The sequence below is a fragment of the Pseudomonas sp. HP_08 genome (assembly GCF_055284095.1).
In genome coordinates this window covers 152,885-177,815 of record NZ_JBTOQC010000052.1, presented here as the reverse complement: position 1 = coordinate 177,815, position 24,931 = coordinate 152,885, and the positions used below count along the sequence as shown (strand labels likewise).

Annotated in this window: 27 protein-coding genes; 3 read left to right on the top strand and 24 right to left on the bottom strand. The window is 63.8% G+C overall.

Features of this window, described 5'->3' with window-relative positions:
- Positions 1–20: 20 nt before the first annotated feature.
- Positions 21–1,289 (bottom strand): MFS transporter, encoded by a 1,269-nt coding sequence (locus ACYAS9_RS28560; RefSeq protein WP_463571860.1) that lies wholly within the window; start codon positions 1,287–1,289, stop codon positions 21–23.
- 115 nt (positions 1,290–1,404) lie between these two features.
- Here ACYAS9_RS28560 and ACYAS9_RS28555 point away from each other — a divergent pair, with 115 nt between their 5' ends.
- Positions 1,405–2,286 (top strand): LysR family transcriptional regulator, encoded by an 882-nt coding sequence (locus ACYAS9_RS28555; protein WP_463571859.1) that lies wholly within the window; start codon positions 1,405–1,407, stop codon positions 2,284–2,286.
- A gap of 101 nt (positions 2,287–2,387) precedes the next feature.
- On the opposite strand, the gene ACYAS9_RS28550 is transcribed toward ACYAS9_RS28555, so the two are convergent.
- From ACYAS9_RS28550 to ACYAS9_RS28450, 21 genes are read right to left on the bottom strand one after another with little or no spacing between them, the layout of a single operon-like run.
- Positions 2,388–2,834: an excinuclease gene (locus ACYAS9_RS28550; protein ID WP_463571858.1), complete on the bottom strand. Its 447-nt coding sequence runs from the start codon at positions 2,832–2,834 to the stop codon at positions 2,388–2,390.
- 27 nt (positions 2,835–2,861) lie between these two features.
- Positions 2,862–4,088, bottom strand: a complete 1,227-nt coding sequence (locus ACYAS9_RS28545; protein ID WP_463571857.1) for a beta-ketoacyl-ACP synthase — start codon at positions 4,086–4,088, stop codon at positions 2,862–2,864.
- Positions 4,088–4,816: a 3-oxoacyl-ACP reductase FabG gene (gene fabG, locus ACYAS9_RS28540; RefSeq protein ID WP_463571856.1), complete on the bottom strand. Its 729-nt coding sequence runs from the start codon at positions 4,814–4,816 to the stop codon at positions 4,088–4,090. Before fabG ends, ACYAS9_RS28545 begins: the two co-directional genes overlap by 1 nt.
- Positions 4,809–5,267 carry an ApeP family dehydratase gene (locus tag ACYAS9_RS28535; RefSeq protein ID WP_463571855.1) on the bottom strand — a complete coding sequence of 153 codons (459 nt, stop codon included), beginning with the start codon at positions 5,265–5,267 and terminating at the stop codon, positions 4,809–4,811. Before ACYAS9_RS28535 ends, fabG begins: the two co-directional genes overlap by 8 nt.
- Positions 5,264–6,457 (bottom strand): beta-ketoacyl-[acyl-carrier-protein] synthase family protein, encoded by a 1,194-nt coding sequence (locus ACYAS9_RS28530; protein WP_463571854.1) that lies wholly within the window; start codon positions 6,455–6,457, stop codon positions 5,264–5,266. The genes ACYAS9_RS28535 and ACYAS9_RS28530 overlap by 4 nt, the downstream gene beginning before the upstream one ends.
- Positions 6,454–6,939, bottom strand: a complete 486-nt coding sequence (locus ACYAS9_RS28525) for a hypothetical protein (RefSeq protein WP_463571853.1) — start codon at positions 6,937–6,939, stop codon at positions 6,454–6,456. The genes ACYAS9_RS28530 and ACYAS9_RS28525 overlap by 4 nt, the downstream gene beginning before the upstream one ends.
- Positions 6,936–7,670: a class I SAM-dependent methyltransferase gene (locus ACYAS9_RS28520; protein ID WP_463571852.1), complete on the bottom strand. Its 735-nt coding sequence runs from the start codon at positions 7,668–7,670 to the stop codon at positions 6,936–6,938. Before ACYAS9_RS28520 ends, ACYAS9_RS28525 begins: the two co-directional genes overlap by 4 nt.
- Positions 7,667–8,914: an NAD(P)/FAD-dependent oxidoreductase gene (locus tag ACYAS9_RS28515; protein ID WP_463571851.1), complete on the bottom strand. Its 1,248-nt coding sequence runs from the start codon at positions 8,912–8,914 to the stop codon at positions 7,667–7,669. Before ACYAS9_RS28515 ends, ACYAS9_RS28520 begins: the two co-directional genes overlap by 4 nt.
- Positions 8,901–10,073 carry a sodium:proton antiporter gene (locus ACYAS9_RS28510; RefSeq protein WP_463571850.1) on the bottom strand — a complete coding sequence of 391 codons (1,173 nt, stop codon included), beginning with the start codon at positions 10,071–10,073 and terminating at the stop codon, positions 8,901–8,903. The genes ACYAS9_RS28515 and ACYAS9_RS28510 overlap by 14 nt, the downstream gene beginning before the upstream one ends.
- Positions 10,070–12,403, bottom strand: a complete 2,334-nt coding sequence (locus ACYAS9_RS28505; protein ID WP_463571849.1) for an MMPL family transporter — start codon at positions 12,401–12,403, stop codon at positions 10,070–10,072. Before ACYAS9_RS28505 ends, ACYAS9_RS28510 begins: the two co-directional genes overlap by 4 nt.
- Entirely contained in the window at positions 12,387–12,992 is a 606-nt protein-coding gene (locus tag ACYAS9_RS28500) for an outer membrane lipoprotein carrier protein LolA (protein WP_463571848.1), read from the bottom strand. Before ACYAS9_RS28500 ends, ACYAS9_RS28505 begins: the two co-directional genes overlap by 17 nt.
- Positions 12,989–13,414, bottom strand: a complete 426-nt coding sequence (locus tag ACYAS9_RS28495) for an acyl-CoA thioesterase (RefSeq protein WP_463571847.1) — start codon at positions 13,412–13,414, stop codon at positions 12,989–12,991. Before ACYAS9_RS28495 ends, ACYAS9_RS28500 begins: the two co-directional genes overlap by 4 nt.
- Positions 13,404–14,951 carry an HAL/PAL/TAL family ammonia-lyase gene (locus tag ACYAS9_RS28490; protein ID WP_463571846.1) on the bottom strand — a complete coding sequence of 516 codons (1,548 nt, stop codon included), beginning with the start codon at positions 14,949–14,951 and terminating at the stop codon, positions 13,404–13,406. The genes ACYAS9_RS28495 and ACYAS9_RS28490 overlap by 11 nt, the downstream gene beginning before the upstream one ends.
- Positions 14,952–14,959: 8 nt before the next feature.
- Entirely contained in the window at positions 14,960–15,889 is a 930-nt protein-coding gene (locus ACYAS9_RS28485) for an LpxL/LpxP family acyltransferase (protein ID WP_463571845.1), read from the bottom strand.
- A complete protein-coding gene (locus ACYAS9_RS28480) occupies positions 15,886–16,638 on the bottom strand; it encodes a glycosyltransferase family 2 protein (protein WP_463571844.1) in 753 nt (250 codons plus the stop codon). Before ACYAS9_RS28480 ends, ACYAS9_RS28485 begins: the two co-directional genes overlap by 4 nt.
- The gene (locus ACYAS9_RS28475) at positions 16,631–18,328 is read right to left on the bottom strand and encodes an AMP-binding protein (protein ID WP_463571843.1); all 1,698 of its coding nucleotides are present in this window, start codon (positions 18,326–18,328) and stop codon (positions 16,631–16,633) included. The genes ACYAS9_RS28480 and ACYAS9_RS28475 overlap by 8 nt, the downstream gene beginning before the upstream one ends.
- Positions 18,329–18,341: 13 nt before the next feature.
- Positions 18,342–18,887, bottom strand: coding sequence for a COG4648 family protein (locus ACYAS9_RS28470; protein ID WP_463571842.1), 546 nt, complete (start codon positions 18,885–18,887; stop codon positions 18,342–18,344).
- A complete protein-coding gene (locus tag ACYAS9_RS28465) occupies positions 18,884–19,138 on the bottom strand; it encodes an acyl carrier protein (protein ID WP_459746675.1) in 255 nt (84 codons plus the stop codon). The genes ACYAS9_RS28470 and ACYAS9_RS28465 overlap by 4 nt, the downstream gene beginning before the upstream one ends.
- Before the next feature lie 9 nt (positions 19,139–19,147).
- Entirely contained in the window at positions 19,148–19,408 is a 261-nt protein-coding gene (locus ACYAS9_RS28460; protein WP_463571841.1) for a phosphopantetheine-binding protein, read from the bottom strand.
- On the bottom strand, positions 19,383–20,195 hold the full coding sequence (locus tag ACYAS9_RS28455) for a lysophospholipid acyltransferase family protein (protein WP_463571840.1): 813 nt from the start codon (positions 20,193–20,195) through the stop codon (positions 19,383–19,385). Before ACYAS9_RS28455 ends, ACYAS9_RS28460 begins: the two co-directional genes overlap by 26 nt.
- Complete coding sequence (locus ACYAS9_RS28450; RefSeq protein WP_463571839.1) at positions 20,171–20,890, bottom strand: beta-ketoacyl synthase chain length factor; 720 nt, start codon at positions 20,888–20,890, stop codon at positions 20,171–20,173. Before ACYAS9_RS28450 ends, ACYAS9_RS28455 begins: the two co-directional genes overlap by 25 nt.
- A 314-nt stretch (positions 20,891–21,204) precedes the next feature.
- Between ACYAS9_RS28450 and ACYAS9_RS28445 the strand changes: the two genes are divergently transcribed.
- Positions 21,205–21,984 (top strand): ParA family protein, encoded by a 780-nt coding sequence (locus ACYAS9_RS28445; RefSeq protein WP_463571838.1) that lies wholly within the window; start codon positions 21,205–21,207, stop codon positions 21,982–21,984.
- On the opposite strand, the gene ACYAS9_RS28440 is transcribed toward ACYAS9_RS28445, so the two are convergent.
- Positions 21,985–22,380, bottom strand: a complete 396-nt coding sequence (locus ACYAS9_RS28440; RefSeq protein ID WP_463571837.1) for a PAAR domain-containing protein — start codon at positions 22,378–22,380, stop codon at positions 21,985–21,987.
- Between the two features lie 327 nt (positions 22,381–22,707).
- On the opposite strand from ACYAS9_RS28440, the gene ACYAS9_RS28435 reads away from it, so the two are divergent.
- Positions 22,708–23,040: a hypothetical protein gene (locus ACYAS9_RS28435; RefSeq protein ID WP_463571836.1), complete on the top strand. Its 333-nt coding sequence runs from the start codon at positions 22,708–22,710 to the stop codon at positions 23,038–23,040.
- Positions 23,041–23,460: 420 nt separating this feature from the next.
- Here ACYAS9_RS28435 and selO read toward each other — a convergent pair whose 3' ends face one another.
- Complete coding sequence (gene selO / locus ACYAS9_RS28430; protein ID WP_463571835.1) at positions 23,461–24,924, bottom strand: protein adenylyltransferase SelO; 1,464 nt, start codon at positions 24,922–24,924, stop codon at positions 23,461–23,463.
- Between the last annotated feature and the right edge of the window lie 7 nt (positions 24,925–24,931).

Genomic DNA, 24,931 nt, shown 5'->3' with positions numbered 1-24,931 from the left:
GCGCCAGTGTACCTGAGTCACTAATCCTTCCCACTCAACGGCTGCAACCGCGCCAGTCGCCACGCCACGCCCAGCGCCAGCAGCAGCAACAAGCCGATAAACAGCACGATTCCGTTCCAGCCCGCGTGGTGCCAGAACACGCCGCCGCCGGTGCCGGCCACGCTGGAGCCGACGTAGTAGCAGAACAGGTACAGCGAGGCGGCCTGGCCACGGGCGCGGGTGGCGCGGCGGCCGACCCAGCTGCTGGCCACGGTGTGGGCGCCGAAGAAACCGAAGGTGAAGATCAGCACGCCGATCATCACCACGGCCAGCGGTGTGAACAGGGTCAGGCTTAAGCCCGCCAGCATCAGTACGATGACGGCCCACAGCACTCTGCGCCGGCCGAGGGTGTCGGCCAGGCCGCCGATTTTCGCCGAGCTGTAGATACCCGACAGGTAGACCACCGAAAGCAGCCCGACCACGGCCTGGCTGAGGTTGTACGGTGCTTCCAGAAAGCGGTAGGCAATGTAGTTGAACAGGGTGACCGAGGCGCCCATGAGCAGAAAGCCCGCGAGAAACAGCAGCGGCAGGCCGGGGTCACGAAACTGCACGACAAAGCCTTCCAGCAGGCTGCGCGGGTGCAGCGAGCGCGGGCGGAAGTTGCGTGACTCGGGCAGGATGCGCCAGAACACTGCGGCTGCGATCAGCGCCAGGCTACCGATCACCAGCAGGGCGACGTGCCAGTTCACGTAATCGATCAATACCCCGAGGATCAGCCGCCCGGACATACCGCCCACGGCACTGCCGGCGATGTACAAGCCCATCGCCAGGCCCAGATGGGTGGGATGGATCTCTTCGCTCAGGTAAGTCATCGCCACCGCCGCCAGGCCGCTCAGCGACAGGCCCACCAGCGCCCGGGTCGCCAGCAGGGTTTCCCAGCTGGGCATCAGCGCGCTAGCCAGTGTGGCGATGGCTGCGCAGAACATCGCCAGCACCATCACCGACTTGCGCCCCAGGCGGTCGGAAATGGGGCCGGTGATCAGCAGGCCGATGGCGAGCATGAACGTCGAAATGGACAGCACCAGGCTGGTTTGCGTCGGGCTGATGGCAAACTCCTGAGACAGCCTCGGCATCATCGGCTGCACGCAATAGAGCAAGGCGAAGGTCGCAAAACCACCGGCGAACAGCGCCAGTGCCGTGCGCTTGAACTGCGGCGTGCCCTTTTCGATATAGCTGATGACATCGGCTGGGCGCAGGGGGCTTTCGGGCGTCAGGGTTTCGGTGGCAAGCGGCGCTGGTGCAGGATTCACGGCGGACCTCGGGGTGCGACAAACTGGCATGGAAAAAAGCATATAGCCCGCTAATGATTCAATCCAATATATTGTTCGACCTGTTTGATAGGTTTTGCGACTTGATCGAGGCTTTATGGAATTGCGCCATCTGCGGTACTTCATTGCCGTTGCCGAAGAGCTGCACTTTGGCCGCGCCGCGCAGGCGCTGGGCATTTCCCAGCCGCCGCTGAGCCAGCAGATCCAGGCGCTGGAGCAGGAACTGGGCGCGCGGTTATTCGAGCGTACCAATCGTCGGGTCGAGCTGAGCGAGGCCGGGCGCCTGTTTCTCGATGAGGCGCGTCTGGTGCTGGCGCAGGTCGACAAGGCCGCCGATGTGGCGCGGCGTGCGCAGTTGGGCGAACTCGGTGAGCTGAAGATCGGCTTTACCGCCTCGGCGCCGTTTATTTCCAGCATCCCCAAGGCGATCTTCAACTTTCGCCAGGCTTACCCGGCCGTGCATCTGGCCCTGCAGGAAATGATCAGCCAGGACGTGGTCGAGCGGCTGGAGGCCGGCAGCATGCACGTGGGCATCATGCGCCCGCTGCCGTTGCCCGATTCGCTGGTGGCCATCGAGATCCTGCGTGACCCATTGGTGGCGTATATGCGCGCCGACCATCCGCTGGCGCTGCGCAGTGAAGACGGCGTACACATGGCCGATCTGGCCCATGAACCGTTCGTGTTCTTCCCGCGCACCTACGGCAGTGGTTTGTACGCGCAAGTGATGAGCCTGGCGCGGGCAGCGGGTTTCAATCCGTTGATCACCCAGGAAGCAGGAGAACCGATGACGATTATCGGCCTGGTGGCGGCGGGGCTGGGAGTGACGATATTGCCGGCGTCGTACCAGCGGGTGCGCATCGAAGGCGTGGCCTTTCGCACCTTGCTCGACCCCGGCGCCACCAGCCCGATCTGGCTGGTACGGCGCAAGGACGAACAATCACCGATGGCCAACGCCTTCTTCGAGCTGGCCACTGCGTAGGAGCGAGCGTAAAGCTCGCGAAGAGGCCAGCATATTCAACATATTCAGTGACTGATAGTCAGCATTCGCGAGCTCTACGCTCGGTCCTACGGGGCTGTGTGTCAGTTTATTTTGCTGAGGTCGCCTTTCAGCGCGACACCCGCCACGAACGCGCCGGCGTGGCATTCGAAGTTCACCGGGTCCTTGCGCTCGATCTTCTTGTAATAGCTGGCGATGTTGGTCACGGCGTTGGCGCCGGCGCCCTTGGCCGCTTCGTTCAATTGCAGGATGGCCGATTGCAGCACCCATTCGCAGGCTTCAGGGTCGCTTTTGTTGAAGGCGTTGGTCTTCTTGTTGGTGACCGCGTTGGGGCTGACCACGGTGACCTTGCCGCGCGGGGTGACGCCCGCCAGGTAGAACCTGACGCTGCCGTCGAGCTTGCCTTCCTGGGTCATCTGCTGAACCACCTTGTCGAAGGGCAACAGCAGCATGGTGTCACGCGCCTGGCTGATGCCGGGCAGTACACTCAGGGCAATCGCAGCGCCTGCGATCCAGGATTTCATCTTCATCTGGTCCATCTCCTTGAAGTTCGGGTCTCAGACCCAGCGACGGAAAATCAACGACGTGTTGACCCCGCCAAATGCGAAATTGTTGTTCATCACGAATTCGTTGCTCATCACCCGCGGCTCGCCGCTCAGGTAATCCAGCGCGCCGCACTGCGGGTCGACCGCGCTCAGGTTGAGCGTGTGAATGTAGCGGTCGCGGTTGAGCATTTCGATGCTGAACCATGACTCAAGTGCCCCGCAGGCGCCCAATGTGTGGCCCAGAAAGCTTTTTTGTGAGCTGATCGGCATTCTTGCGCCGAACAGCTCGCTGGTGGCCAGGGTTTCGGCGATGTCGCCCTGCTCGGTGGCGGTGCCGTGGCCGTTGACATAGCCGATGGCGTCAGGCGCCAGGTTGGCGTCCTGCAAGGCCAGTTCCATGGCGCGGCGCATGGTCACCTGCTCGGGGCGGGTGCTGTGCGCGCCGTCGGCATTGCTGCCGAAACCGACGATTTCCGCGTGAATGCGCGCGCCTCGGGCCAGCGCGTGTTCGAGCTCTTCCAGCACCAGCATGCCGCCGCCTTCACCGATCACCAGGCCGTCGCGGCCGGCGTCGTACGGGCTCGGGCTGGTGTGCGGTGCGTCGTTTTTCAGGCTGGTGGCATACAGCGCATCGAACACCATCGCCTCGGTCGGGCACAGCTCTTCGGCGCCGCCGGCGAGCATCAGCGGCAGGCGGCCGAACTTGATGGCTTCATAGGCATAGCCGATGCCCTGGCTGCCGCTGGTGCAGGCGCTGGAGGTCGGAATCAAACGCCCGGTCAGGCCGAAGAAGATGCTGATATTGGCCGCCGTGGTGTGCGGCATCATGCGCACATACGAGTTGGCATTCAGGCCGTCGGCCACCGAGTTGAGCAGCATGTTGCCGAATGCCTTGATGTCTTCGGTGCTGCCGGTCGAGGAGCCGCAGGCGGTGCCCATGCGCCCGTCGCGGATGATCGGGTCATCGAGCAGGCCTGCGTCACGCAAGGCTTGCTCGGAGGCGGCCACGGCCAGGCGCGACACGCGGCCCATGCTGCGCAATTGCTTGCGGGTCCAGTACGTGGGCACGGCGAAGTCGTCGATGGGCCCGGCCAGCCGCGTGTTGAGTTCGCCGAAACGGTCCCACTCGCTCATGTAGCGAATACCGCTGCGGTTGGCGCTGAAGTTCGCCTCGATGCTGGCCCAGTCGCTGCCCAGGGAGGTGATGCCGGCCATGCCGGTAACGACCACACGTTTCATCAGCACAGGCCTCCGTTGACGGCCAGCACCTGGCGGGTGATGTAGCCGGCTTCGGCCGACATCAGGAAATTCACCGCGCCGGCGACTTCTTCGGGCGTGCCCATGCGTTGCGCGGGGATCATCTTCATCAGTTCTTCGACCGGCACGTTTTCATCGAGCATCGCGGTGTCGATCAAGCCGGGGGCGACGCAGTTGACGGTGATCTTGCGCTTGGCCAGCTCGATGGCCAGCGCCTTGGCCGCGCCGATCAGGCCGGCCTTGGAGGCGCTGTAGTTGACCTGGCCACGGTTGCCGATCAGCCCCGACACCGAGGTGATGCAGACGATGCGCCCGGCGGCGCGGCGGCGAATCATCGGCATGGTCAGCGGGTGCAGGACGTTATAGAAACCGTCGAGGTTGGTGCGCAGCACGATGTCCCAGTCGTCCTCGCTGAGGGCCGGAAAGGCGCCGTCGCGGGTCAGCCCTGCGTTGAGCACCACGCCGTAATAGGCGCCGTGGGTTTCGACGTCTTGCTCCAGCACCGTGCGGCAGGCTTCGCGGTCCGAGACATCGAATTGCAGCACGCGGGCCTGGCGGCCCAGGGCGAGGATTTCGGCCTGCACGGCTTCGGCTTCTGCCCGGCCGCTGCGGCAGTGCAGCACCAGATCAAAACCTGCCTGTGCCAGGCGCAGGGCAATGGCCCGGCCGATGCCACGGCTGGAGCCTGTGACCAGGATCGAATCAGTCATGTGTGGCGTCCTCGTTCAGATAATCGGCGGCGTTGGGCGGGCAATACACGCTCAGGCGGGCGAACGCTTCAAGGTTCGGGCCAGCGATGCGGCATTCGAACACGCCCATGCCGTTGTCGTCCTGCAAGGTGCGCAGGGCGTGAATGTTCAACTCGCTGCCCGCCGGAAACTGTTCGACATCGCATTCGTACTTGCGCGTGCCCAGCAGAAACCCGAGCTGCACCGGCTCGCCACGCTGGCGCGCCTGGCAGCCGGCAAAGGCGGCGACGCTCTGCGCCATCAGCTCGATGCCGACCCAGGCCGGCAGGTGGCCGTCGGCGTTGTTGAGCAGGCCATCGGGGCGCACGGTCACGCGGGTCTGGATCGTGTCGTCGTCGAACGCCAGTACCTGATCGATGAGGATCATGTCGGCCGCGTGGGGAATCAGTTCGGCAACCGGCCAGGCGATCATGCGGCGTCTCCGATAATCAGGCTGATGTTATTGCCGCCGAAGGCAAACGAGTTGCTCATCAGGCGGCGCGGGGTGGCGTCGGGCAGGCGCGTCTGCGGCCCGGCCCAGCGCAGGGCGGGCAATTGCGGGTCGGCCTCGGCGTCCCAGACATGCGGCGGCAGTGCCCGTCGCGGATTATCGGGGCTCAGGCTCAACCAGCAAAATGCCGCTTCCAGCGCGCCGGCCGCACCCAGTGTGTGGCCGCTCAAAGGTTTGGTCGACGAGCACGGCACGCCATGCGGAAACAGCGCCTGCACCGCCAGGCTTTCCATCGCGTCATTGTGTTGCGTGGCGGTGCCGTGCAGGTTCAGGTAGTCGATCTGCTCAGGCGTCAGGTGGGCATTGTGCAGGGCACGCTGCATGGCTTCACGCGCGCCGCGGCCGGTAGGCTCTGGCGCAGAAATATGGTGGGCATCGCTGCTGGCGCCGGCGCCAAGCAGGGCAATCGAATGCTCGCCGCTGGCCTCGCGGGTCATCAGAAACAGCACCGCCGCTTCGCCGATATTGATCCCGTCGCGGTTGCGCGAGAACGGGTTGCAGCGTTGTTTCGACACCGCTTCCAAAGCGTTGAAGCCGTTAAGCGTCAGTTTGCACAAACTGTCGACGCCGCCGCACAACACCGCATCGCACAAGCCCAGGTCCAGGGCACGGCGGGCGCTGAGCAAGGCGCGGGCGCTGGAGGTGCAGGCGGTGGAAATCACGTAGGCGGGGCCGCTTAGGTTCAGCCACTGCGCGAGAAAACTGGCCGGTGCGCCGAGTTCCTGCTGGCGGTAGTCGTAATGCTCGGGGAAGGTCTGGTCGCGCAGCCAGGTGCCCATGCTGCGGCTGGCCTCATCGATGCCCGAGGTGCTGGTGCCGAGGATCACCCCGACCCGGTCGGCGCCGTAACGGGCGATGGCAGCGCGGATCGGCGTTTCGATCTGCACGGCGGCGGCCAGCAGCAGGCGGTTATTGCGGCTGTGGGCGCCCATCTCCGGCGGAATCGGCGGCAGCTCGCCGTGAATCGCGCCGACCGGCAGGCTGAGTCCTGCGACCCAGCCGCTTTCGTTCTGCATGCCGCTGCTGTCGCCGGCAAACAGTTTGCGGGCCACCGCGCTGCGGCTGTTGCCCAGCGCGCAGACCAGGCCCAGATCATTGAGATAGGCGGTCATGGCGCGTTTCCGTTGTCCAGTGGGGTGATGTGATAACGCAGGCCCTGCGGCAGGCTCAGGGTGAACACGCGCGGGGTGCGGTAGTCCACGACCCAGCGCGAATCCAGCCGGCGTTGCAGGCCTTGCTGTTGGGCTGCCGGGTAACGGCTGGCCAGTTCGCTGTCCGGGGTCAGGGCGAACAACAGCGCGGCAAACAGCTCGCGTGCTTCGGGGTTGGGCGGCAGCAAGCCGTCGGCCTGCCATTTACCGTCGATCAGGCGCTGGCGGGCCTGCGGAATGCCCAGCGGGTCCATCATCGACCAGCGCAGTGCGGCGTCTTCCTGCTGGATGATCAGCAGCCAGTCCTGTTGTTGCGCCGCTTGTTCACGTTGCACATGCAACTGTTGCGGCAAGGGCAGCGTCGGCAGCCCGGCCACGGGCAAGGGCGCCTGGCTGGCGCACCCGGCGAGCAGCAACAGGCTCAGCCATAACACGCGAATCATACGGCGCCACTCGCCAGCGGCTTGCGCGCCACCGCATTGACCAGGGTTTCTTCACGCTGGCCGAACGGCTTGGGCTTGCGCAGTTTCAGGCGCTCCAGCAGGCCGAAGTCCTGGCTGCGGCTCCACCACAAATACGGGTACGAAACGTTGGCCTCGGTGAACTGCAAGCCCTGGCCACGCAGCATGTCGAGGTACTGCGCCGCGCTTTTCTGCACGTGCATCGGGTGGCGGAACAGCCAGCGGATCACCCAGGTGTCGATATAGGCTTCGGTGGACTCGGCAAACAGCAGGTAACCGCCGGGCTTGAGCACCCGGTAGAACTCGGCCAGTGCCTGTTCCTGCTCGACCAGATGGTGAAAGGTCTGGTGGCAGAACAGCAAGTCGACACTGGCATCGGCCACCTGCAACGACGCGCAGTCGCTGCCGATCAACTCGACGTTGAGCCCCAGGCGCGTGGCTTCGGCACGGCTCAGTTCGAGGCTGTGCGGGTCGGCATCCACGCCGATGATGCGCGTGGGCTTGAACACTTCGTTCAGGTAGCGGAACGATTTGCCCTGGCCACAACCGGCGTCGAGCAGCACGGCGTTGTCCGGCAACGGCTCGCTGAACAGCCCGCGCAGGTCGTTGATCGCCACGCGCAGCACATGGTGCTGCCAGGTATGGCTGCGCAGGAACCAGAAGCCGAAGCGGGTTTCTTCGACATAGCTGTCGCTCAGGAACGGCCCGCTCATGAGGCCTCGCTCGCGCAGATTTCCGCCAGCATGCGCAGGCGGCGCTTGGGCTCGCTGACAAACGGGTTACGCAGGTCCCAGGCGTAGCCGGCGAGGATCGAGCAGATCATCGCGCGGATCTCTGGCTGCGCGTCCTTGTAGAAAATCACGTCCTGAAAGCTGCTGTCGTACCAGCCTTCGACATAGGCGCGGAAGGTGTCGACGCCGCGCTTGAGCGGCACGGCAAAGTCGTTTTCCCAGTCGACGCTTTCACCGCGCAACTGCCGGTCCAAGAGGCCTGCGGCCATGCTCGCCGAGCGCATGGCGATGGTCACGCCCGAAGAGAACACCGGGTCGAGAAATTCGGCGGCATTGCCCAGCAAGGCAAAGCCGTTACCGTGCAGCGATTTGACGTTGGCCGCATAGCCGCCGATGGTCCGCGCCGGGGTGTCCCACACGGCATTTTCCAGCACTTTGCTCAGGCTCGGTGTTTCAGCGACGAAGGCTTTCAGGCAGGCGTCCAGGTCGTCGGGCTTGCCCTTGAAGCGCTCGGCGCTGGCGACCACGCCGATCGAGCAACGGCCGTTGCTGAACGGGATCGACCAGAACCACACGTCGCGGTGCTGCGGGTGAATGGTGACAAGAATCTTGTCACGGTCGAAAGGCGGGCTCTGGATATGGTCTTCGACATGGGTGAACACCGCCTGGCGCAGCGGGAAGTCCGACGGTGCTTCAAGGTCGAGCAGGCGCGGCAACACGCGGCCATAGCCGCTGGCATCCAGCACGAAACCGGCTTGCACGGCGTACTCGCTGCCGTCTTCACGGCGCACCTGCAATTGCGGCTGCGCGCTGTTGAAGTCGACGCTGACGATTTCGTGCCGGTAGCGGATCTCGACGCCTTGCAGGGCGGCCTGATCGGCCAGCAACTGGTCGAAGCTGGCGCGTTGCACCTGGAAGGTGGTCGGCTTGCCTTTGCTGAAGGTGTCGCCGAAATCGAAGTCGCTGTACTCATCGCCCCAGGCAAAGGCGGCGCCGTTCTTCAACTGAAAGCCCGCCGCTTGCACGGCTTCGAGCATGCCGGCTTCTTCGACGAAATCCAGGCAGTGCGCCAACAGGCTTTCGCCGATGGAAAAACGCGGGAACGCCTGGCGCTCGATGACTAGCACATCGTGGCCCTTGCGCTTGAGCAAGGCGGCGGCAATCGCGCCGGCAGGTCCTGCGCCGATGACCACGACCGCACGATGTTCCTTATCAATGATTGGCACAGGAGTTCCTTACCGGTTTTTCGGTGGCAGTGACGAATGAAAGATTTTTGCGGCCCAGCCCGACCAGCGCCGGCATCAGCGTGGCCAGCAGGCTCATCAGCATCAGCGCCAGATAAAGGGCGGCGCTGATCAGTTGCTGTTGCAGCAGCATATTCAGAAAGACGATTTCGCTGAGGCCGCGAATGTTCAGCAGCACGCTTTCGCGCCAGCGGCTGGCGCCGGGAAACGACGGCGGCGCCCAGCGCAGGCCGAGCCAGTTACCCAATAGCTTGGCGCCGATCGGCACGGCGATCAGGGCCGCCAGTTGCAGACTGTCCAGCGCGCCAAGGGCGGTGTGTACGTTGATCTGCACCAGGCCAAACGTCAGCAGCAGCGGCACGGCCAGATAATTCTGCAGGGCGCGCAACACGTCAGGCTTGATCGGCAGCACCCAGGCTTGCTTGAGCCGCGCCATGCACAGCAGGTAACCGATGCCGAAGATCAGCGCGTTGAGCCGGTAATGCTCGGCCACCACCAGCAGGGCGAAAAAGCCCAGGCTGTAGACCAGCGGTTGACGGATGCGCAGCAGGCGCAACAGCAGCGGCGTGCAGGCCATCAGCAGCGGCAGCAACAGGCTGCTCAGGTGCAGGCTGCCCTGGGCCAGCGCGAACAGGCTCCAGCAGGTCAGGTCGATGATGATCGCGGCCTGCACCAGCCGGTGCGTGGCCTCAAGCGGGTAGCCGATGTGCTTGAGGTACAGGTACAACACCGGGATCGCGGTAATCGCAAACACCAGGCCCACGGCCAGGTCGCTGAGCCAGGCTTGCTCCGGCAGCAGCCACAGCGTGCAGGCCAGGCCGCCGGCAAACGGCACCAGAAAACTCGGCACCGCAATCTTCAGGCTCTGGCGGTCCAGGCGCACCTCGATCACATCGCTGAGGATATGCCCCAGCACCAGCGCAAACGCGAGGCTGTACAAGGTCTTGAGCCACACCGGCGCAATCAGTTGCGCGCCGCTGAGTTGCCAGTGCGGCTCGATCCACAGCAGCATCAACAGCGGCAGGCCGAAGGTGGCCAGCAGCAACTGGCTGACAATCGGAATCAGCCCCAGCCGGCTGCCGATCCAGGTGGCGCCGGCAAACGCCAGCAGGGCCATGAGCCAGAACAGCAGGATCATCATGCGTGAGCCTCAACTGGTTTGAGGTGGCGTGGGCTGGCCCACGGCGCGAGCAGAAAGCTGAACACCAGCCCGAGGCTGACCGACAGCCCGAAGTTGCTGATCGCCGGCGTCTGCGACAGCGCCAGCAGGCCGAACGACAGCCAGGTGGTGACGGCAGCCAGTAAAGTGCCGAGCAAACTGACCGCGGCACCGCCGACTTGTTCGCGCATGAGGATCGCGTAATCGACGCTGATCGCCGTCACCAGCAGCAGGCCGAACAGGCTGAACAGGGTCAGCGGCTGGCCCAGCCAGCCCAGGCACGCCAGGCTGCACAGCGCCGCCAGCAACGGCAGGGCAACGATGCGCAGCGCACCGCCCAGGCCAAAGGGCGCGATCAACAGCGCGACGATCAGCACGCACGACAACAGCTTGAGTTCGGCGGCGCTGACCTGGGTCTGGGCGAACACACCGTTCAGCGCGCCAAGACGGTCGACCAGTTGCACGCCGGGCAGATCCTTGGCCTGGGCGTGCAACAGGGCCGGGTTATTCAGACCTTGCAGGCTGACGATGGCGGCCACGCCGTTGTCGTTGCGGCCTAACCACAGCGTGCGCCACGGTTCGCTGACCGGACCTTTCAGCGCCTGATCGATGTCTTGTGTCGGCAACGCCTGCAACTGGCGCCGTTCGTTATTCAAGGTGTCGGCGGTCACGCCCAGCGCCAGCAGCGGTTGCCAGTGCTCAGGCAGCTTTTCAAGAGCGGCGCGCACGGCCTGTTGCTCGTCGGGCGCGGCCAGCAACTGGTTAAGCGCCATATAGCCGCGCAGCGTTTTCTCGCTGACCAGCGTGTCGAGGCGTTGGGTCAGGGCGTTCTGGCGTTCGAGCAATTGCTGCTCGTTGGCGCCGCGAATCAGGAAGAACTGGCTGGTTGGCTGGTAGCCGGTGATGCGCGCAATCGCCTGGGCTTCGTCGGTCAATGCCGGTGGCGCCGAGACCCACTGGCGAATGTCGTTGCGAGTGGTCAGTTGCCACAGGCCGGCGGCGCAGAAAGCCATCAGCAGCACCAGCAACACCGGTGTATTGATCTTCGCCAGCAGCGCTTCGCGCCAGTCGAGCAGGCGCTGGGCGACCTGCAACGGCCAGTGCGCCGGGCGCAGTTCAACCCTGGCGAGCAAGGCCGGCAGCAGACACACCGACGCCAGCCAGGCGCCGATCAGCCCGGCGGCGGAGAACGCCGCGATTTGTGTCAGCGCCGGAAACGGCGTCCACGCCAGCGCCAGGTAACCGATGCAACTGGTGATCAGGCTCAAGCGAAGGCCCGGCAAGGTCAGGCGCAGCGCCGGCCAGCTGCGCCATGGCTTGAGCGTCCAGCTCTTGGACAAATAGTGCAGCGGGTAATCCACCGCCACGCCGATCAGGCTGGAGCCCAGCACCAGCGTCATCACATGCAGACGGCCGAAAATCGCCACGCAGGCCACCGCGCCGAACAGCATGCCGACCAGCACCGGCACAAACGCCAGCAACACCCGCCAGCGCCGGAACGCCAGCAACAACAGCAACAGAATCCCCGCTGTGGCGCCGCCGCCGACCCAGGTGATTTCCTGACTGGCCTGCTTCTGGCCGGCCGCGGCGTACAGCAAGCCGCTGGCGGCCAGCAACCGGCCGTTATCCTGGGCGGCCTGCTCGCGGGCCGTGGCCAGCAAAGCGGCTACCTGAGTTGGCAGGTGCATATCGAAGGCATCGTTGGCGGTGCGCACGCGCAGCAGCGCCCATTGCAGGCCATCGGCCTGAGCGATCAGCGCGCCGCTGGTCAGGTCCGGCTCGACCGAGCCGGTGCGCGGCAGGGCGTTCTGGATGCGCCCGGTCAGGCCCAGCCAGTCGTTCTGATTGTTCACCAGGCTGAAGCCGGCAAACGGGTCGAACAGGCTTTGCACGCGCTGTTCGATAAACGCCTGCGGCTGCTCGATCAACTGCTTGCGATCGGCGGCGGGCAGCATCGCCAGCCGGCCTTGCAGCAATTGCTCGCGCAGTGCCGGCAGGTCGGCTTGCAGGTTCCACTGCACCTTCTCGAACAGCCCGCTGGCTTGCCATTGTTCGGCCAGGCGCTGGGTCAGCTTGATGGCGTGTTCACGCTCGGCATGCCCGACCAGCACCAGCATTTCGCGGTTCAGCGGTTCTTGCATGCGCTGTTCGGCGCGCAGCTCCAGCGGGTCGGGACGGCTGCCGGGCACCAGTTCCATGAGGTTGGCCGACAACGGCGGGCCGTCACGCCACTGCCAGGCGGCCAGCGCCATGACTGCCAGCAGAATCAGCAGGAACAGGCGCGGCAAGCGCCGCTCAGCGCGTGAAGTCATCACGTCGGGCATCGCTGAGCGCAGGTACGCTGTGGCTGTCGATCATGTTCAGCACGGTGCTGTCGCCCTGGGTTTCCAGCAGCTCGATGCGCTGCACCAGCTCGCCGCCGTCGATATTGATCTGGCGGAACACCTGTTGCAGCAGCAGCGAGCGCGGGGTCAGGGTCAGTTTCCAGGCCTGGGCGTCGCCGCTCAGTTGCAGCTCGAAATCGCGTTGCAGGCCACTGCTGTCGCCTTGCAGTACGGCGAGAAACAGGCGGTTCTGCTCGGCGCCGGCGCTCTTGCCCGGCAGCAATTGCCAGCCCTGAGCCTGACCTTGAGTCTGGCGCCGGGCGATGCCGGCCGTGGTGATGCGGTAGTCCTGTTTCAGCGGCGTTTCCAGCAGCCACAGCAGGCCGAACTCGCGCGCCAGCACGAAATTGCCGGTGCTGATCAGCGGCTGCGGCAAGGCGCGCAGGTGTTTTTCCTGGCTGAAACGGCCCTCGACCACCACAGGTTTCGCCAGTTGGGCGCTGAGCTGTTGCAGGTCGAAGGCGTTTGCCATTGAGGATGCGCAAAGCAAGGCCAGGGTGAACAACAGACGCTTCATGGCAAGGCCTTCTGCACGGCGTCGGTAAACGCCTTGGGGGAGGCCAGTTGCATCTCGCGAGTGGCGACGTCGACGGCGACCTGCACGGTGCTGGCGCGGGTCATGCGTTCGCCGGTGGCGGCGTCGCTGATCAGGTAGTTGATCTTCAGGCGGTTCTCCCATTCGACCAGGCTGGCGCGCACGATCAGCTTCTGGCCGAACACCGCGCCGCGCACATAGCGCAGTTGCAGGTCGATCACCGGCCAGCCGTAGCCGGAGTCGAGCATCTGCATGTAGTTGTGGCCGATGTGGTCGAGCAGCGCGCAACGCGCCACTTCGAGGTATTTGACGTAGTGGCCGTGCCAGACGATGTTCATCATGTCGACATCGAAAAACGGCACGACGATTTCGGTGTCGACGTCAATCAGGCCCTTACTGCGCATGCAACCTCCAGTGGCGGTCAGCGATGCGTTGCAGGCACAGGCGCAGCTCGCCCTCCAGGCCACGGTCGTCGATGACCGGGGCAAAGTCTTCGCTCAGTTGCGTGTGCATGGCGGCGAGGGCTGGCGGCAGCGGGCGCGCATCGGCTTGCTGGCTGCGCAGCCACAGGCCCTGGTTGGCGGCGATCAGGGTGGCGGCGGCGACCTGTTCGGTCAGCTCCAGCACGCGAATCGCGTCGCGGGCGGCGATGGTGCCCATGCTCACCTTGTCCTGGTTATGGCACTCGGTGGAACGCGAGAACACGCTGGCCGGCATGGTGTTTTTCAGCGCTTCGGCAGTCCAGGCGCTGGCGCCGATCTGCACCGCCTTGAAGCCGTGGTTGATCATCGCCCGTTCGGCGCTGGCGCCCGACAGGTTACTCGGCAGGCCGTGGTTGTAACGCACATCCACCAGCAGCGCGAGCTGGCGGTCGAGCAGGTCGGCGACGTTGGCCACCAGGGTCTTGAGGCTGTCCATGGCAAAGGCGATGTGCCCGCCATAAAAGTGCCCGCCGTGCAGCACGCGCTCTTCGTCACCGTCGATGATCGGGTTGTCGTTGGCGCTGTTCAGTTCGGTCTCGATGAACGAGCGCAGCCAGCCCAGGCTGTCGGCCAGCACGCCCAGTACATGCGGCGCGCAACGCAGCGAATAACGGTCTTGCAGGCGATGCAGCGGCGCGGTCGGCGCGTCGATCGCCAGGTCCTGACGCAGCCAGGCGGCAACCTGGGTCTGGCCGGGGTGCGGCTTGGCGGCAAACAGGCGCTCGTCGAAATGCTCGGGGTTGCCTTGCAGGGCCACGACATTCATCGCGGTGATGCGGGTGGCCAGTTGCAGCAGGTAATCGGCGCGGGCAAAGGCCAGGCAGGCAATGCCGGTCATCACCGCCGTGCCGTTCATCAAGGCCAGCGCCTCTTTGGGGCGCAGCACCAGCGGCTCCCAGCCCAGCTCGCGATGCACATCCATAGACTGCCGGCGTTCGCCGCGATACAGCACCTCACGCTCGCCCGACAAGGTCGCGGCCACGTAAGACAGCGGGGTCAGGTCGCCGCTGGCGCCCACCGAGCCCTCTTCAGGAATCAGCGGCAGCACATCGTGTTCGATAAAGGCCTGCAAGCGTTCCAGCAGTTCGATCCGCACCCCCGACACGCCGTGGCACAGCGACTGCAAGCGCGCCGACAGCACTGCGCGGGTGGCGCGCTCATCGAGCAGCTTGCCCAGCCCGCAACCATGAAAGGTGTACAAATGCCGGGGCAACGCTTCGACGTGCTGCAACGGTACGGCCACCACGCATGAGTCGCCGTAGCCGGTGGTGACCCCGTAGATCACGCCTTCCTTGTCCAGCAGCGAGTCGAGAAACTGCGCGCCGCGGGCAATCCGTGCGCGGTACTCGGCGTCGGCTTGCAGGGCGGCAGGTGCCTGGCGATTGGCGACCGCCAGCACCTGTTCGATGCTCAGCGGCTGGGCGCCAAAGGTCACGGTGTCGGGAACTTGATGCGTCATCGGGGCTGTCATCGATGTTTCCAGAAAGGATAGAAATTGAACCACTGCTGCGGGGCTTGCAGGCAGTAGTGCGCCAGACGTTCGGCGTAGCGCGCGGCCCAGTGGGCGATCACCTCGGCGCGGTCGCTGCGGCGCCATTGCACCGCGTCGGTGAAGGGTTCGAGGATCACTCGATAGCCCTGCGCGTCCTTGAGGCAGAAAAACAGGTTCACCGGGCACTTGAGCAGCCCGGCCAGCAGCCACGGGCCTTGCGGCAGGGCGGCCGGCGCGCCGAGAAAGTCGACCTGCACATGACGCCCGCCATGCAGCGGCACGCGGTCGCCGGCAATCGCCAGCCATTCGCCGTCGTCCAGGCGCTGGCTCAGTTGCAGCATGATCGCAGGGTCCAGCTCGCTGACCTGCACCAGCCGCAGGTTGGTCGCACCGGCTTCGCCCAGCAGGCGGTTGAAGCGCTCGGCGTGCTTGGTGTGCACCAGCACGTTCATGGTCACCTTCTCGCCCAGCTCGGCCAGCGCCCGGCAGACTTCGAGATTGCCCAGGTGCGCACCGACCAGCAGCTGCCCGCGCGCGCCGCGCAACTGGGTACGCAAGCCGGCCGGGTCGACGATGCGGATCTGCTCGATGCGCAGCTTGCCGTTCCATACATCCAGCTTGTCGAGCAGGGCTTCGGCAAACGCCATGAACTGACGGAATACCTTTGCGGTGGTGGGCCGCAGCTCAGGCCGGCCGCTCCACTGCGCCAGGCGCTGCTGGTACTCATGGATGCTGCGCCGCGCGGTGCGGCCGAAGATAAAGAAATACAGCACGATGCCGTACAACACCGGGCTGAGCAGGCGCCGGCCGAGCACGCGCACCGCCCAGGCGGTGAGCTTCATCAGCATGAAACTGCCGCGCTCTTCGCGATCGGCCCAGTGCTTCTGGTCTGGCGGCGCGCTCATGGCTGCAGCCTTTTCGGTGGCGAAACCTTGCGCCATAGCAGCACCGGCAGGCGCAGCAGCATGCCGAAGAACAGCTTGGTGTGCATGGTCGAGATCAGCGCGTTGTCATGAAACAGGCGAAAGTGCGACAGGCCGTCCTGCGGGTAATGCACCTTGGTGGGCAGCCAGCGCATCGGCTGGCCGCGCCACGACAGGCGCACCAGAATCTCGGTGTCGAAATCCATGCGTCGGCCCAGATTGACCTTCTCGATCAGTCTGAGCACCGGCGCCAGCGGATAGACCCGAAAGCCGCACATCGAGTCGCGGATGTGCAACGACAAGGTGTTGATCCACACCCATACGTGGGTCAGGTAGCGCGCATACAACCGACTCTTGGGCACGCTGGCATCGTATTGCGGGTAGCCGCAGATCAGCGCCTGCGGGTGCTGGCGCGACTGGTCAAGGAAGCGGCTGATATCGCTGAGGTCATGCTGGCCGTCGGCATCGACCTGCAAGGCATGGCTGAAGCCCAGTTGCGCGGCTTCACGAAAGCCGGCCATCACCGCGCCGCCCTTGCCCTGATTGACCGGCAGGCGGATCAGGTACACGCCCTCTGCCGTGGCCAGTTGCTGCAATACCTGTGCACACGCCGGGCTGCTGGCGTCGTCGACCAGCACGCACGGCAGGCCGGCGTCGCGCAGGGCCTTGACCACATGCGGCACGGCACGCTCGTGATCGAACACCGGGATGACCGCGCAAGGCTTATGCATGAGCGGTCTCCAGTGTCGGGTTTTCAAGCAGCAGCCGGCCGCTGGAGCAGGGCGCCTGTTGCTGGTTGTGGTAGGCGAAATACAGTTTGCCGCGCTGTGCATCGAAACGCAGGGTCAGGTTCAGGCGGTCGCCGGGGCGCACCAGTTGCTGGAACTTGAGCACTTCCATGCCGGCAAAGCGCGGCGGAATATCCAGCAAGCGCTGGCCCAGTTGCATGGCCCAGTCGACCTGCACCACGCCGGGCAGCACCGGCACCTTGGGAAAGTGCCCGCTGAAACAGGCAAGGTCCGGTGGCACTTGCAGTTCAAGGTGCAAGGTATCGTCCAGGGTGCGCTGGCCGAGCAATTCCGGGCCTTTGCCGCGCGGCGCGGTGAGCAGGGCTTCGACCTGGGACTGCGGCAGTTTGCCTTGTGCGGTGAGCGGCAGCTGCAACAGCAGCCGCCAGCGACGCGGCAGGGCCAGCGGCTCGCAATGGCCGCGCAGGTGCTGGCGCAGGGTTTCGGTCAGCGCGCGCCGGCCCTGATTGCGCAAAGCATGCAGGCCACTGTCGCTGAGTACCACCAAGGCGCCCAGCGAGGCGCGGCGCTCTTGCACCACGCCCAGCCGCGCTTCGCTGACCCAGGCATGGCTGGCCAGGGCTTGCTCCAGCGAGGGCAGGGAAATACGTTTTTCTTCCAGCTTGACGATGCGGTCCAGGCGACCGAGCAAGGCAAAGCGCCCGTCGGCCTCGAAGCGCGCGGCGTCGGCGGTCTGCTCGACGTGGTCGGGCGGCAGGTAGGTCGAGCGGACCTGCAAGGCGCCTTCGCTGTCCTGCGCCAACTGCACGCCGTCAAAGGCTTGCCACAGCGGCTGGCCCTGGCGCCAGGCGATGCCGCCGGTTTCCGAGCTGCCGAAGATTTCCGTGGGCCATTGACCCAGACGCTGTTGCAGGCTGAGGGCTGCGTCTTCGGGCAGGGCGCCGCCGGAAGAAAACACCCTGCGCACCGCGCTCAAGGCCGGCCAGTCGAGGTTGTCGCCCATGCGCTTGAGCAGCGCGGGGCTGGCGACCCAGGCAAACGCCGGGTGCTCGCCGCTGGCGCGTTGCAGGTCTTCGGGGAAGGGCAATTGCCGACGTACCCACGGCCGTCCGGCGCACAACGGCCACAGCACCCGGAACAGCAAGCCGTAGATATGCTGGGCCGCGACGCTGCCGATGATGCAGGCATTGCCCAGTTCTGCGCCCCAGAGGTTTTCCAGGCCGCGCACTTCGTTGTCGAGCTGGCGCAAACGCTTGTCGATGCGCTTGGGCTCGCCGCTGGAGCCTGAAGTACACAGGCTCAGCCGGCATTCGTCGAGGTCCAGCGCGGCGGGCGGCAACGGTTCGGCAAACAGCTCGCGCAGTTGCACATCGCCCGGTTGCTCGCTGAGCCACAGGTCGACCTGTGGGTTCCAGCGTTCGCGGGTCTGCGCTTGCAGGTCGGCGGGCAGCAACACGCTGACGCCGGCGCGCCAGGCGGCAAACAGCGCAATGGCCAGGTCGCCGGCATCGTCCAGGTGGATAGCCAGACGCTGCACGCCCCGCGCCTGCAGGCCGGCGGCGGCGCTCAGCGCCTGTTCGCAGAATTGCGCGTGGCTCAGCGCCGGCTGCGGGCACAGCAGCCGGTTAGGGCTGGCATCGAGCAGCAGGTGTTCAAGGTTCAACCAGTTCATGTCGTTCATTTTTTTATGCGCCGCCTCTGACACGCCGGCGGACAGTCCATTCGCCTGCGAACAGCAGGCCCATCAATCCATAGGAAATCAGCCCGGTGTACAGCGCCCACCAGTGCAGCGGCGCCCACAGCGTCAGGCTGGTGGCGATCAGGCCGTTAGCGAGAAAAAAAGCGCACCACACCCAGGTCACCTGGCGTGTGTAGCGAATCGCAACCTCAGGTAATTCGGGATCGCTCAGCCGCGCCATACGCTCGACGATCGGCATGCCATGCATCAGGCTGGCACCGAACAGGCAGAGCATGAAGGCGCTGATCAGCACCGGGTACCAGCGCAGCAGCACCGGGCTGTCGAGCAGCGCCAGCAACAGGCAGAACGTCAGGGCTACCAGCGCCATCGCCAGGCTGCCGGAGCGTCGTTCGCCGGTCAGGGCACGGGCCAGCCACAGGCTGCCGAGCAGCAAGGCGAATTGCCAGGGGGCGAAATGCTCCATGCCGGCGTACACGGCAAACGGATAGAGCACACCGACCAGTACCAGCAGCAGCCCGACCAGCCGCTTCATGCGGCGCTGTTGACCAGCCGGTAGACCGCTTCGACCACGTCATTGACCGTACGCACCGACTTGAATTCATCGGCGGCGATCTTTTTCCCGGTCTTGCGTTTGATGTGATCGATCAGGTCGACGGCGTCGATGCTGTCGATTTCCAGGTCCTGGTACAGGTTGGCGTCCAGGGTGACGCGCTCGGGCTCGATCTCGAACAGCTCGACCAGGGCGCTGCGCAGGGTTTCGAAGATGTCTTCACGGGTTTGCATGATCAATCCTCAGGCCGGCTGTCGGGCGCTGACGAAGGCCGCGAGGCTGTCGACGCTGGTGAAATGCGAACGGGTATCCTTGGCCTCGGCATCGATCTTGATGCCGTAGCGTTTCTGGATGGCCAGGCCCAGCTCCAGGGCGTCGACCGAGTCCAGGCCCAGGCCTTCGCCGAACAGGATCTGGTCGTTGCCGATGTCCTGGGTGCCGATGTCTTCGAGCCCCAGCGAGTCGATGATCAGTTGCTTAATGTCCTGGTGTAGATCGCTCATCTGCGGCGAGCTCCTTGATGAAATAGTCATGCAGGTAATCGTTGAGTTTGCGCGACGCCAGTGGCGCCGGGCCAAGCACGGCAAAGCTGTCGGGGTCGATGTCGGCCCCCACGGTGAGGCAAAAATGCACGCGGCGTTGCGGAATGCGGTACCAGGGCTCGGCCTTGGTCAGGGTGGTGGGGCTGACCCTGATGGTCACCGGCGTGATCATCCGTGCGCCGCGCAGGGCAATGGCGGCGGCGCCGCGGTGAAAGGCCGGCGCCTTGCCCGGTGTGGTGCGCGTGCCTTCGGGAAAGATGATCAGGGTCTGGCCCGATTTCAGGCCGTCCACGGTCATGTCGAGCATGTCCATGCTGCCGTCGTTGCTGACATAGCCTGCGGTGCGCACCGGGCCACGGGTGCAAGGGTTGTCCCAGAGGCTGCGCTTGACCACGCAATTGGCGTCGCGCACCAGGCCGATCAGGAACACCACATCGATCAGCGAAGGGTGATTGGCAATGATCATCTGCCCGGGACGGCCGAGCTTTTCGGCGCCGCGCACTTCATAGGTGAGCACGCCCATGCGCGCCATCAAGCGGATAAACAGCCAGAACAGCCGGCTGATGGTACGTCGCGCGCGGCGCTGATGGCTGGCCTTGTCGCCCGGCAGGCAGGCCAGCAGCGGAAAAATCAACAGGCGCAGGCACAGCCCGCCGATGCCGAACAGGGCAAAGCTGATCGCAGTGGCCAGCAGGCGCCAGTAATAGGCGTCGCGGGGCTTGTTCAGTGATTGCGTTGCCAGTTCCATAAACGCTTGTTCCACGGATGTTGGCAGGCGGATTGCCCGGTATTGAGCGCCAGCAGCAGGTTCAGCGCGTGGGGCCAGTCAGGGCCTTCGATATCCTGTGCGTCGCTGCTCAAGGTCAGTTGCCAGTCGGTGCCGGGTGTCAGCAGCAGGCCGACGGCATAAGGAAAGGGCACATCGTCGATCCACTGGGCGTAGGCGTGCGGCGGCTGTTCTTCGGTGACCACCAGCAGCACCGCAGGCGCGCCCTCGGCCAGCAGCGTTGCCGCTTCGAAGACGCCATGCTCCAGGCCATCGCCGGCCGCCGCCAGTGCGGTCATTTCACTGGTGGAACCGCGCATGATCGACCACAGTCCAATCACCGCGTTATGCACGGAAAGGCTGAATTGGGTGGGTGACAACGGCTCATCGGCGGCCAGGTCACGCAGGATGTCGAAGGTGCGCGGCGTTTCACCGTGGCGTGAGACAAATACCAGCGGCAGTTGCTCGTAACCTTCTGCCAGCGGCCAGCCCACGGCAAACGCCATGCGTGCCATGCGCCCGAGACGCCGGCGTTGCATTGCCGGCAAAAACGAGACATCCGGGGCTTCGTCGCTGGCTGCCAGCAGCGTCGGATTCCGGCTCCACTGGCGCCAGTCATCGACGCTTGCCAGGCCAGGAGCCCAGGCACGCCATTGTGCGATGTTGAACGTGATCAAAGATTTTCTTCCCGCCCCTGCGGGCTGACTACTTCGTACCGTGAATACCGGAACGACACCGACCTTGGCGTGACTTTTGACCGAGTGCGCGCATTATCCTGATGGGGGTGGTTGGTAGCAAATTTGTTACACATTATCTGTGTACCGCTTCTCTGTTTCCGACTGAAGGCGGTGTCATAACAGTTATATGGCCATGATCGAGTCAGGTTTGGCAGGTAATACACAAAACTGTCATGTACATCGCCTAGACTCGATAGGTTTGGCTGGCCAGACTGGTCCGTTTCAGCTTTATTACCTATCAGGGAGGTCAACTCATGCGTCGCGTGGTGTTCAATCAGAAGGGCGGTGTGGGTAAATCCAGCATCGCTTGCAATCTGGCGGCGGTCAGTGCCAATGAGGGCTATAGGACACTGTTAATCGATCTTGATTCCCAAGCCAACTCAACTCAGTACCTCACCGGGCTTACCGGCGACGATATTCCGATGGGCATCGCCGAGTTTTTCAAGAACACGCTGTCTTCGGCGCCGTTCGCCCGCAAGAACCATGTTGATATCTACGAAACGCCGTACGACAACCTGCATGTGGTCACCGCCACCGCAGAACTGGCCGAATTGCAGCCCAAGCTTGAGGCCAAGCACAAGATCAACAAACTGCGCAAACTGCTCGATTCGCTGGATGAAGACTACGAGCGCATCTACATCGACACGCCACCGGCACTGAATTTCTATGCCGTCTCGGCCCTGATTGCCGCCCACAAGGTGTTGATCCCTTTCGACTGCGACAGTTTTTCCCGTCAGGCCCTGTATGGCCTGATCCGCGAGCTTGAAGACCTCAAGGAAGACCACAACGAGGACTTGCAGGTCGAAGGCATCATCGTCAACCAGTTCCAGCCCCGCGCCAGCCTGCCACAGCAGATGCTCAACGAACTGATTGCCGAGGGCCTGCCGGTACTGCCGGTGTACCTCAATGCCTCGGTCAAGATGCGCGAGTCGCATCAGGTCAACCTGCCGCTGGTGCATCTGGACCCCCGACACAAGCTGACCCAACAGTTTGTTGAACTGCACCATTACCTGGAAACCCACGCGCAGGACTGATCAGGCAACAGGACGGAACAGCCTCGAATTGAACGTTCCGTCCTTGATGGACAGGGTCAGTCGCTCGGCATTCTTGCGCGCCGACTCGGCCAGATCGTCCGGGATGCCAATGGTCGCCTCCATGTCGGCCTTGAAGTGCTCCTGGGAAGCGCTGACGCAATTGCTGCCCGGCTTGCAGCCGCATTGCACCTGATGCCCGTGCGTGGCCACGGCAACCTGGTCGTCGACCCAGGTCGGATTGCCCTGCGCAATAAACCCTACGCGCTTGCACACCGGGCACCACACCGGATCACCCATGCGCGCCACCCGGCGCAGATCGATTACCTCGGCGGCGGAGGCAGCCAATACGAAACCGCCGGTGGTGGTGGAATCGCCTTCCCTGACTAAAAATGGCATGGCACTGCTTCCTCTGTGGGTTGGAGACGCGAATGCTAGGTTGAAACACTCGGCTCGGGGGCGCGCTTGAGCGTTTAAGGACGATTCCTACGGAAGAATCAGACAAAGGTGCATGTGTGAGCGCCGTTGTGGAGTATTCGTATTTATTTATCGAGAAAGTATCTTTCCGGATGTGTCGTTGGTTTGCGTATTTATATCCCTGGATAGCCTTTTGGGTAGGGAGATTTGTTGATTATTTGTCGGGAATCAAACTCGCAATTTATTACATTCAATTCATGTTGTGATTAATCCGCTTGAGTAGAGTTGCCGGCTTTGTTTTGCGGATAAATGTATATAGCCGGCGAACCCTGGGCAGGGCATCACTGCAAGGTTTGTTATGACGAGTCGTTAAAAGAAAAACGGCGCAAGGAGGTCGAGCAGTTTCGTAAAGACCAATACGTTATTCGCCCGGTCAAGACACAAGCACCAAAGCCCTTGCCAGAGGCTGCGCCTGCACCTGCACCGGTTATCAAGATCGAGGGCTGCATATTCGCCAAGTCGCGTCTGTTGCCCGATGCGATTACCGACTACCGGAGTCCCAACGGATTTGTACCGACCGAGAGCCTGAGGCGTTACGGCAATCACGCTTTTAACCCTGACCTCTATCATGGCGTGGGATGAGGTTGAGTGCTTTTGCTTTGTCTATGATGTATTGCCCGAGCAGCTTATAAAAATAGCGCAGCGCTGCTCTATAACATTCCCCAATGACCTGAATTACCAGTTGAGTTCTTATCTTTGATTTTCATTATATGGAGCGTTTTCGGTCTTGGGCGCACCGCTGCCGTACGGGTAATGTCGATCAGTTAAGACGGTTTTCGCCGATATTTCGTCTGGCGCCGAATTCGTAGCATTGAGTCGGATCGCCGCCCGGTAGCTCGCGAAAGGGCCCGTAAAATCAGCACATTTGCGGAGGCTGTACCTCAGTGTTCGCGAGCTAGTGCTCACTCCTACGAGGCCTTGTTGTTCTTGACTGACGACGGCTGACGCCGCCGGTCGTCGGTATGCCGATCAGAACAGAGCACGCTCCCGCAGGGCCAGGCCTCACGACGAACAACTAATCTCCAGATGCTTGCCCCAATCCGGCGGCCGCCTCGCATACCCCTCCATCCCCGCCTGCTCATTGAACGGATCACTCAACACCCGGTGCAAGCGCCGCACTTCTTCATAATCGCCTTGCTCCGCCGCCTGAATGGCGTTCTGCGCCAGGTAATTGCGCAGTACATACAGCGGATTGACCGCATGCATGCGCGCCCGTCGTTCCTGCTCTGTCCCGTCATCCTGCCGGGCAATGCGCGCCAGATACCGCTCGCCCCAGGCATCGAAGCCCTTGATATCGATAAAGTCGTCGCGCAAGCGGCGTATGGCATCGGCAGCGGGTTGGTCGCCCAGTTGGCGGAAGAACAGGTGATAGTCGACGCCGCCGGTCTGCATCAGTTGCAGCAGTTGGCTGACCAGTTGCGCATCGTCGTCTTCGGCGTTGGTCAGGCCCAGACGGCGCCGCATCAAATCATCGTAGTGGGCCTGGTACAGCGGCAGAAACAGGCCAATGGCCTCGCGCAGGGCTTCGACACTGATGAGCGGTGTCAGCGCCTGGGCCAGTGCGCTGAGGTTCCACTGCGCGATCGGCACCTGATTGCTATAGGAGTAGCGGCCTTCGTGATCGGAGTGGTTGCAGATGAAGTTCTGGTCGAAGTCGTCGAGAAAGGCGAATGGCCCGAAATCGAAGGTAATGCCCAGGATCGACATGTTGTCGGTGTTCATCACGCCGTGGCAGAAGCCGTGGGCCTGCCATTTGGCGATCAGTTCGGCATTGCGCTCGACGATCTCGGTGAACATCGCCAGCCACGGCTCGGCTTGGTCCAGGCACTGCGGGTAGTGATTGGCCAGCACGTATTCGCCCAGCGCTTTCAGCTGTTCAGGCTGCTGGGTGTAGTAGAAATACTCGAAGCTGCCAAAGCGCACATGGCTCTGCGCCAGGCGCAGGACCATCGCCGCGCGTTCCTGCTTTTCGCGCCACACCGGGGTGCTGGAGCCGATGACGCAGGCCGCCCGGCTGGTGGGGATGCCCAACGCATGCAGCGCTTCGGAGGCCAGGAATTCGCGGATCGATGAACGCAGCACGGCGCGGCCGTCGCCCATGCGCGAAAAGGGGGTTTGCCCGGCGCCCTTGAGGTGCAGGTCCCACGTTTCGCCCGCTTCGTTGCGCACCTCGCCCAGCAGCACGCCGCGCCCGTCACCCAGGCGTGGGGTGTAGCCGCCAAACTGATGGCCGGAATAGACCATGGCCCGCGGATCGGCCTCGGCCCATAGCTTGTGGCCGCTGAATACATCGACGAACAGCGGTTGTTCGGCTTGCGCCGGGTCGAGGTCGAGCAACGCCAGGGCCGACTCGCTGGCCACGACCAGGCGCGGCTCGTCGATGGGCTCGGGCAGTACCGAGGTGGAAAACGCATCGCCCAGGCGGGCAAAGCGGTTGTCGAAGTCGAGTTCGTCGAGGGCGTTCAATGCGGCC

Coding starts and splice junctions, on each gene's coding strand:
- ACYAS9_RS28555 (WP_463571859.1), top strand. CDS start 1,405: ATGGAATTGCGCCATCTGCGGTACTTCATTGCCGTTGCCGAAGAGCTG.
- ACYAS9_RS28550 (WP_463571858.1), bottom strand. CDS start 2,834: ATGAAGATGAAATCCTGGATCGCAGGCGCTGCGATTGCCCTGAGTGTA.
- ACYAS9_RS28545 (WP_463571857.1), bottom strand. CDS start 4,088: ATGAAACGTGTGGTCGTTACCGGCATGGCCGGCATCACCTCCCTGGGC.
- fabG (WP_463571856.1), bottom strand. CDS start 4,816: ATGACTGATTCGATCCTGGTCACAGGCTCCAGCCGTGGCATCGGCCGG.
- ACYAS9_RS28535 (WP_463571855.1), bottom strand. CDS start 5,267: ATGATCGCCTGGCCGGTTGCCGAACTGATTCCCCACGCGGCCGACATG.
- ACYAS9_RS28530 (WP_463571854.1), bottom strand. CDS start 6,457: ATGACCGCCTATCTCAATGATCTGGGCCTGGTCTGCGCGCTGGGCAAC.
- ACYAS9_RS28525 (WP_463571853.1), bottom strand. CDS start 6,939: ATGATTCGCGTGTTATGGCTGAGCCTGTTGCTGCTCGCCGGGTGCGCC.
- ACYAS9_RS28520 (WP_463571852.1), bottom strand. CDS start 7,670: ATGAGCGGGCCGTTCCTGAGCGACAGCTATGTCGAAGAAACCCGCTTC.
- ACYAS9_RS28510 (WP_463571850.1), bottom strand. CDS start 10,073: ATGATGATCCTGCTGTTCTGGCTCATGGCCCTGCTGGCGTTTGCCGGC.
- ACYAS9_RS28505 (WP_463571849.1), bottom strand. CDS start 12,403: ATGACTTCACGCGCTGAGCGGCGCTTGCCGCGCCTGTTCCTGCTGATT.
- ACYAS9_RS28500 (WP_463571848.1), bottom strand. CDS start 12,992: ATGAAGCGTCTGTTGTTCACCCTGGCCTTGCTTTGCGCATCCTCAATG.
- ACYAS9_RS28495 (WP_463571847.1), bottom strand. CDS start 13,414: ATGCGCAGTAAGGGCCTGATTGACGTCGACACCGAAATCGTCGTGCCG.
- ACYAS9_RS28490 (WP_463571846.1), bottom strand. CDS start 14,951: ATGACGCATCAAGTTCCCGACACCGTGACCTTTGGCGCCCAGCCGCTG.
- ACYAS9_RS28485 (WP_463571845.1), bottom strand. CDS start 15,889: ATGAGCGCGCCGCCAGACCAGAAGCACTGGGCCGATCGCGAAGAGCGC.
- ACYAS9_RS28480 (WP_463571844.1), bottom strand. CDS start 16,638: ATGCATAAGCCTTGCGCGGTCATCCCGGTGTTCGATCACGAGCGTGCC.
- ACYAS9_RS28475 (WP_463571843.1), bottom strand. CDS start 18,328: ATGAACTGGTTGAACCTTGAACACCTGCTGCTCGATGCCAGCCCTAAC.
- ACYAS9_RS28470 (WP_463571842.1), bottom strand. CDS start 18,887: ATGAAGCGGCTGGTCGGGCTGCTGCTGGTACTGGTCGGTGTGCTCTAT.
- ACYAS9_RS28465 (WP_459746675.1), bottom strand. CDS start 19,138: ATGCAAACCCGTGAAGACATCTTCGAAACCCTGCGCAGCGCCCTGGTC.
- ACYAS9_RS28460 (WP_463571841.1), bottom strand. CDS start 19,408: ATGAGCGATCTACACCAGGACATTAAGCAACTGATCATCGACTCGCTG.
- ACYAS9_RS28455 (WP_463571840.1), bottom strand. CDS start 20,195: ATGGAACTGGCAACGCAATCACTGAACAAGCCCCGCGACGCCTATTAC.
- ACYAS9_RS28445 (WP_463571838.1), top strand. CDS start 21,205: ATGCGTCGCGTGGTGTTCAATCAGAAGGGCGGTGTGGGTAAATCCAGC.
- ACYAS9_RS28440 (WP_463571837.1), bottom strand. CDS start 22,380: ATGCCATTTTTAGTCAGGGAAGGCGATTCCACCACCACCGGCGGTTTC.
- ACYAS9_RS28435 (WP_463571836.1), top strand. CDS start 22,708: ATGTATATAGCCGGCGAACCCTGGGCAGGGCATCACTGCAAGGTTTGT.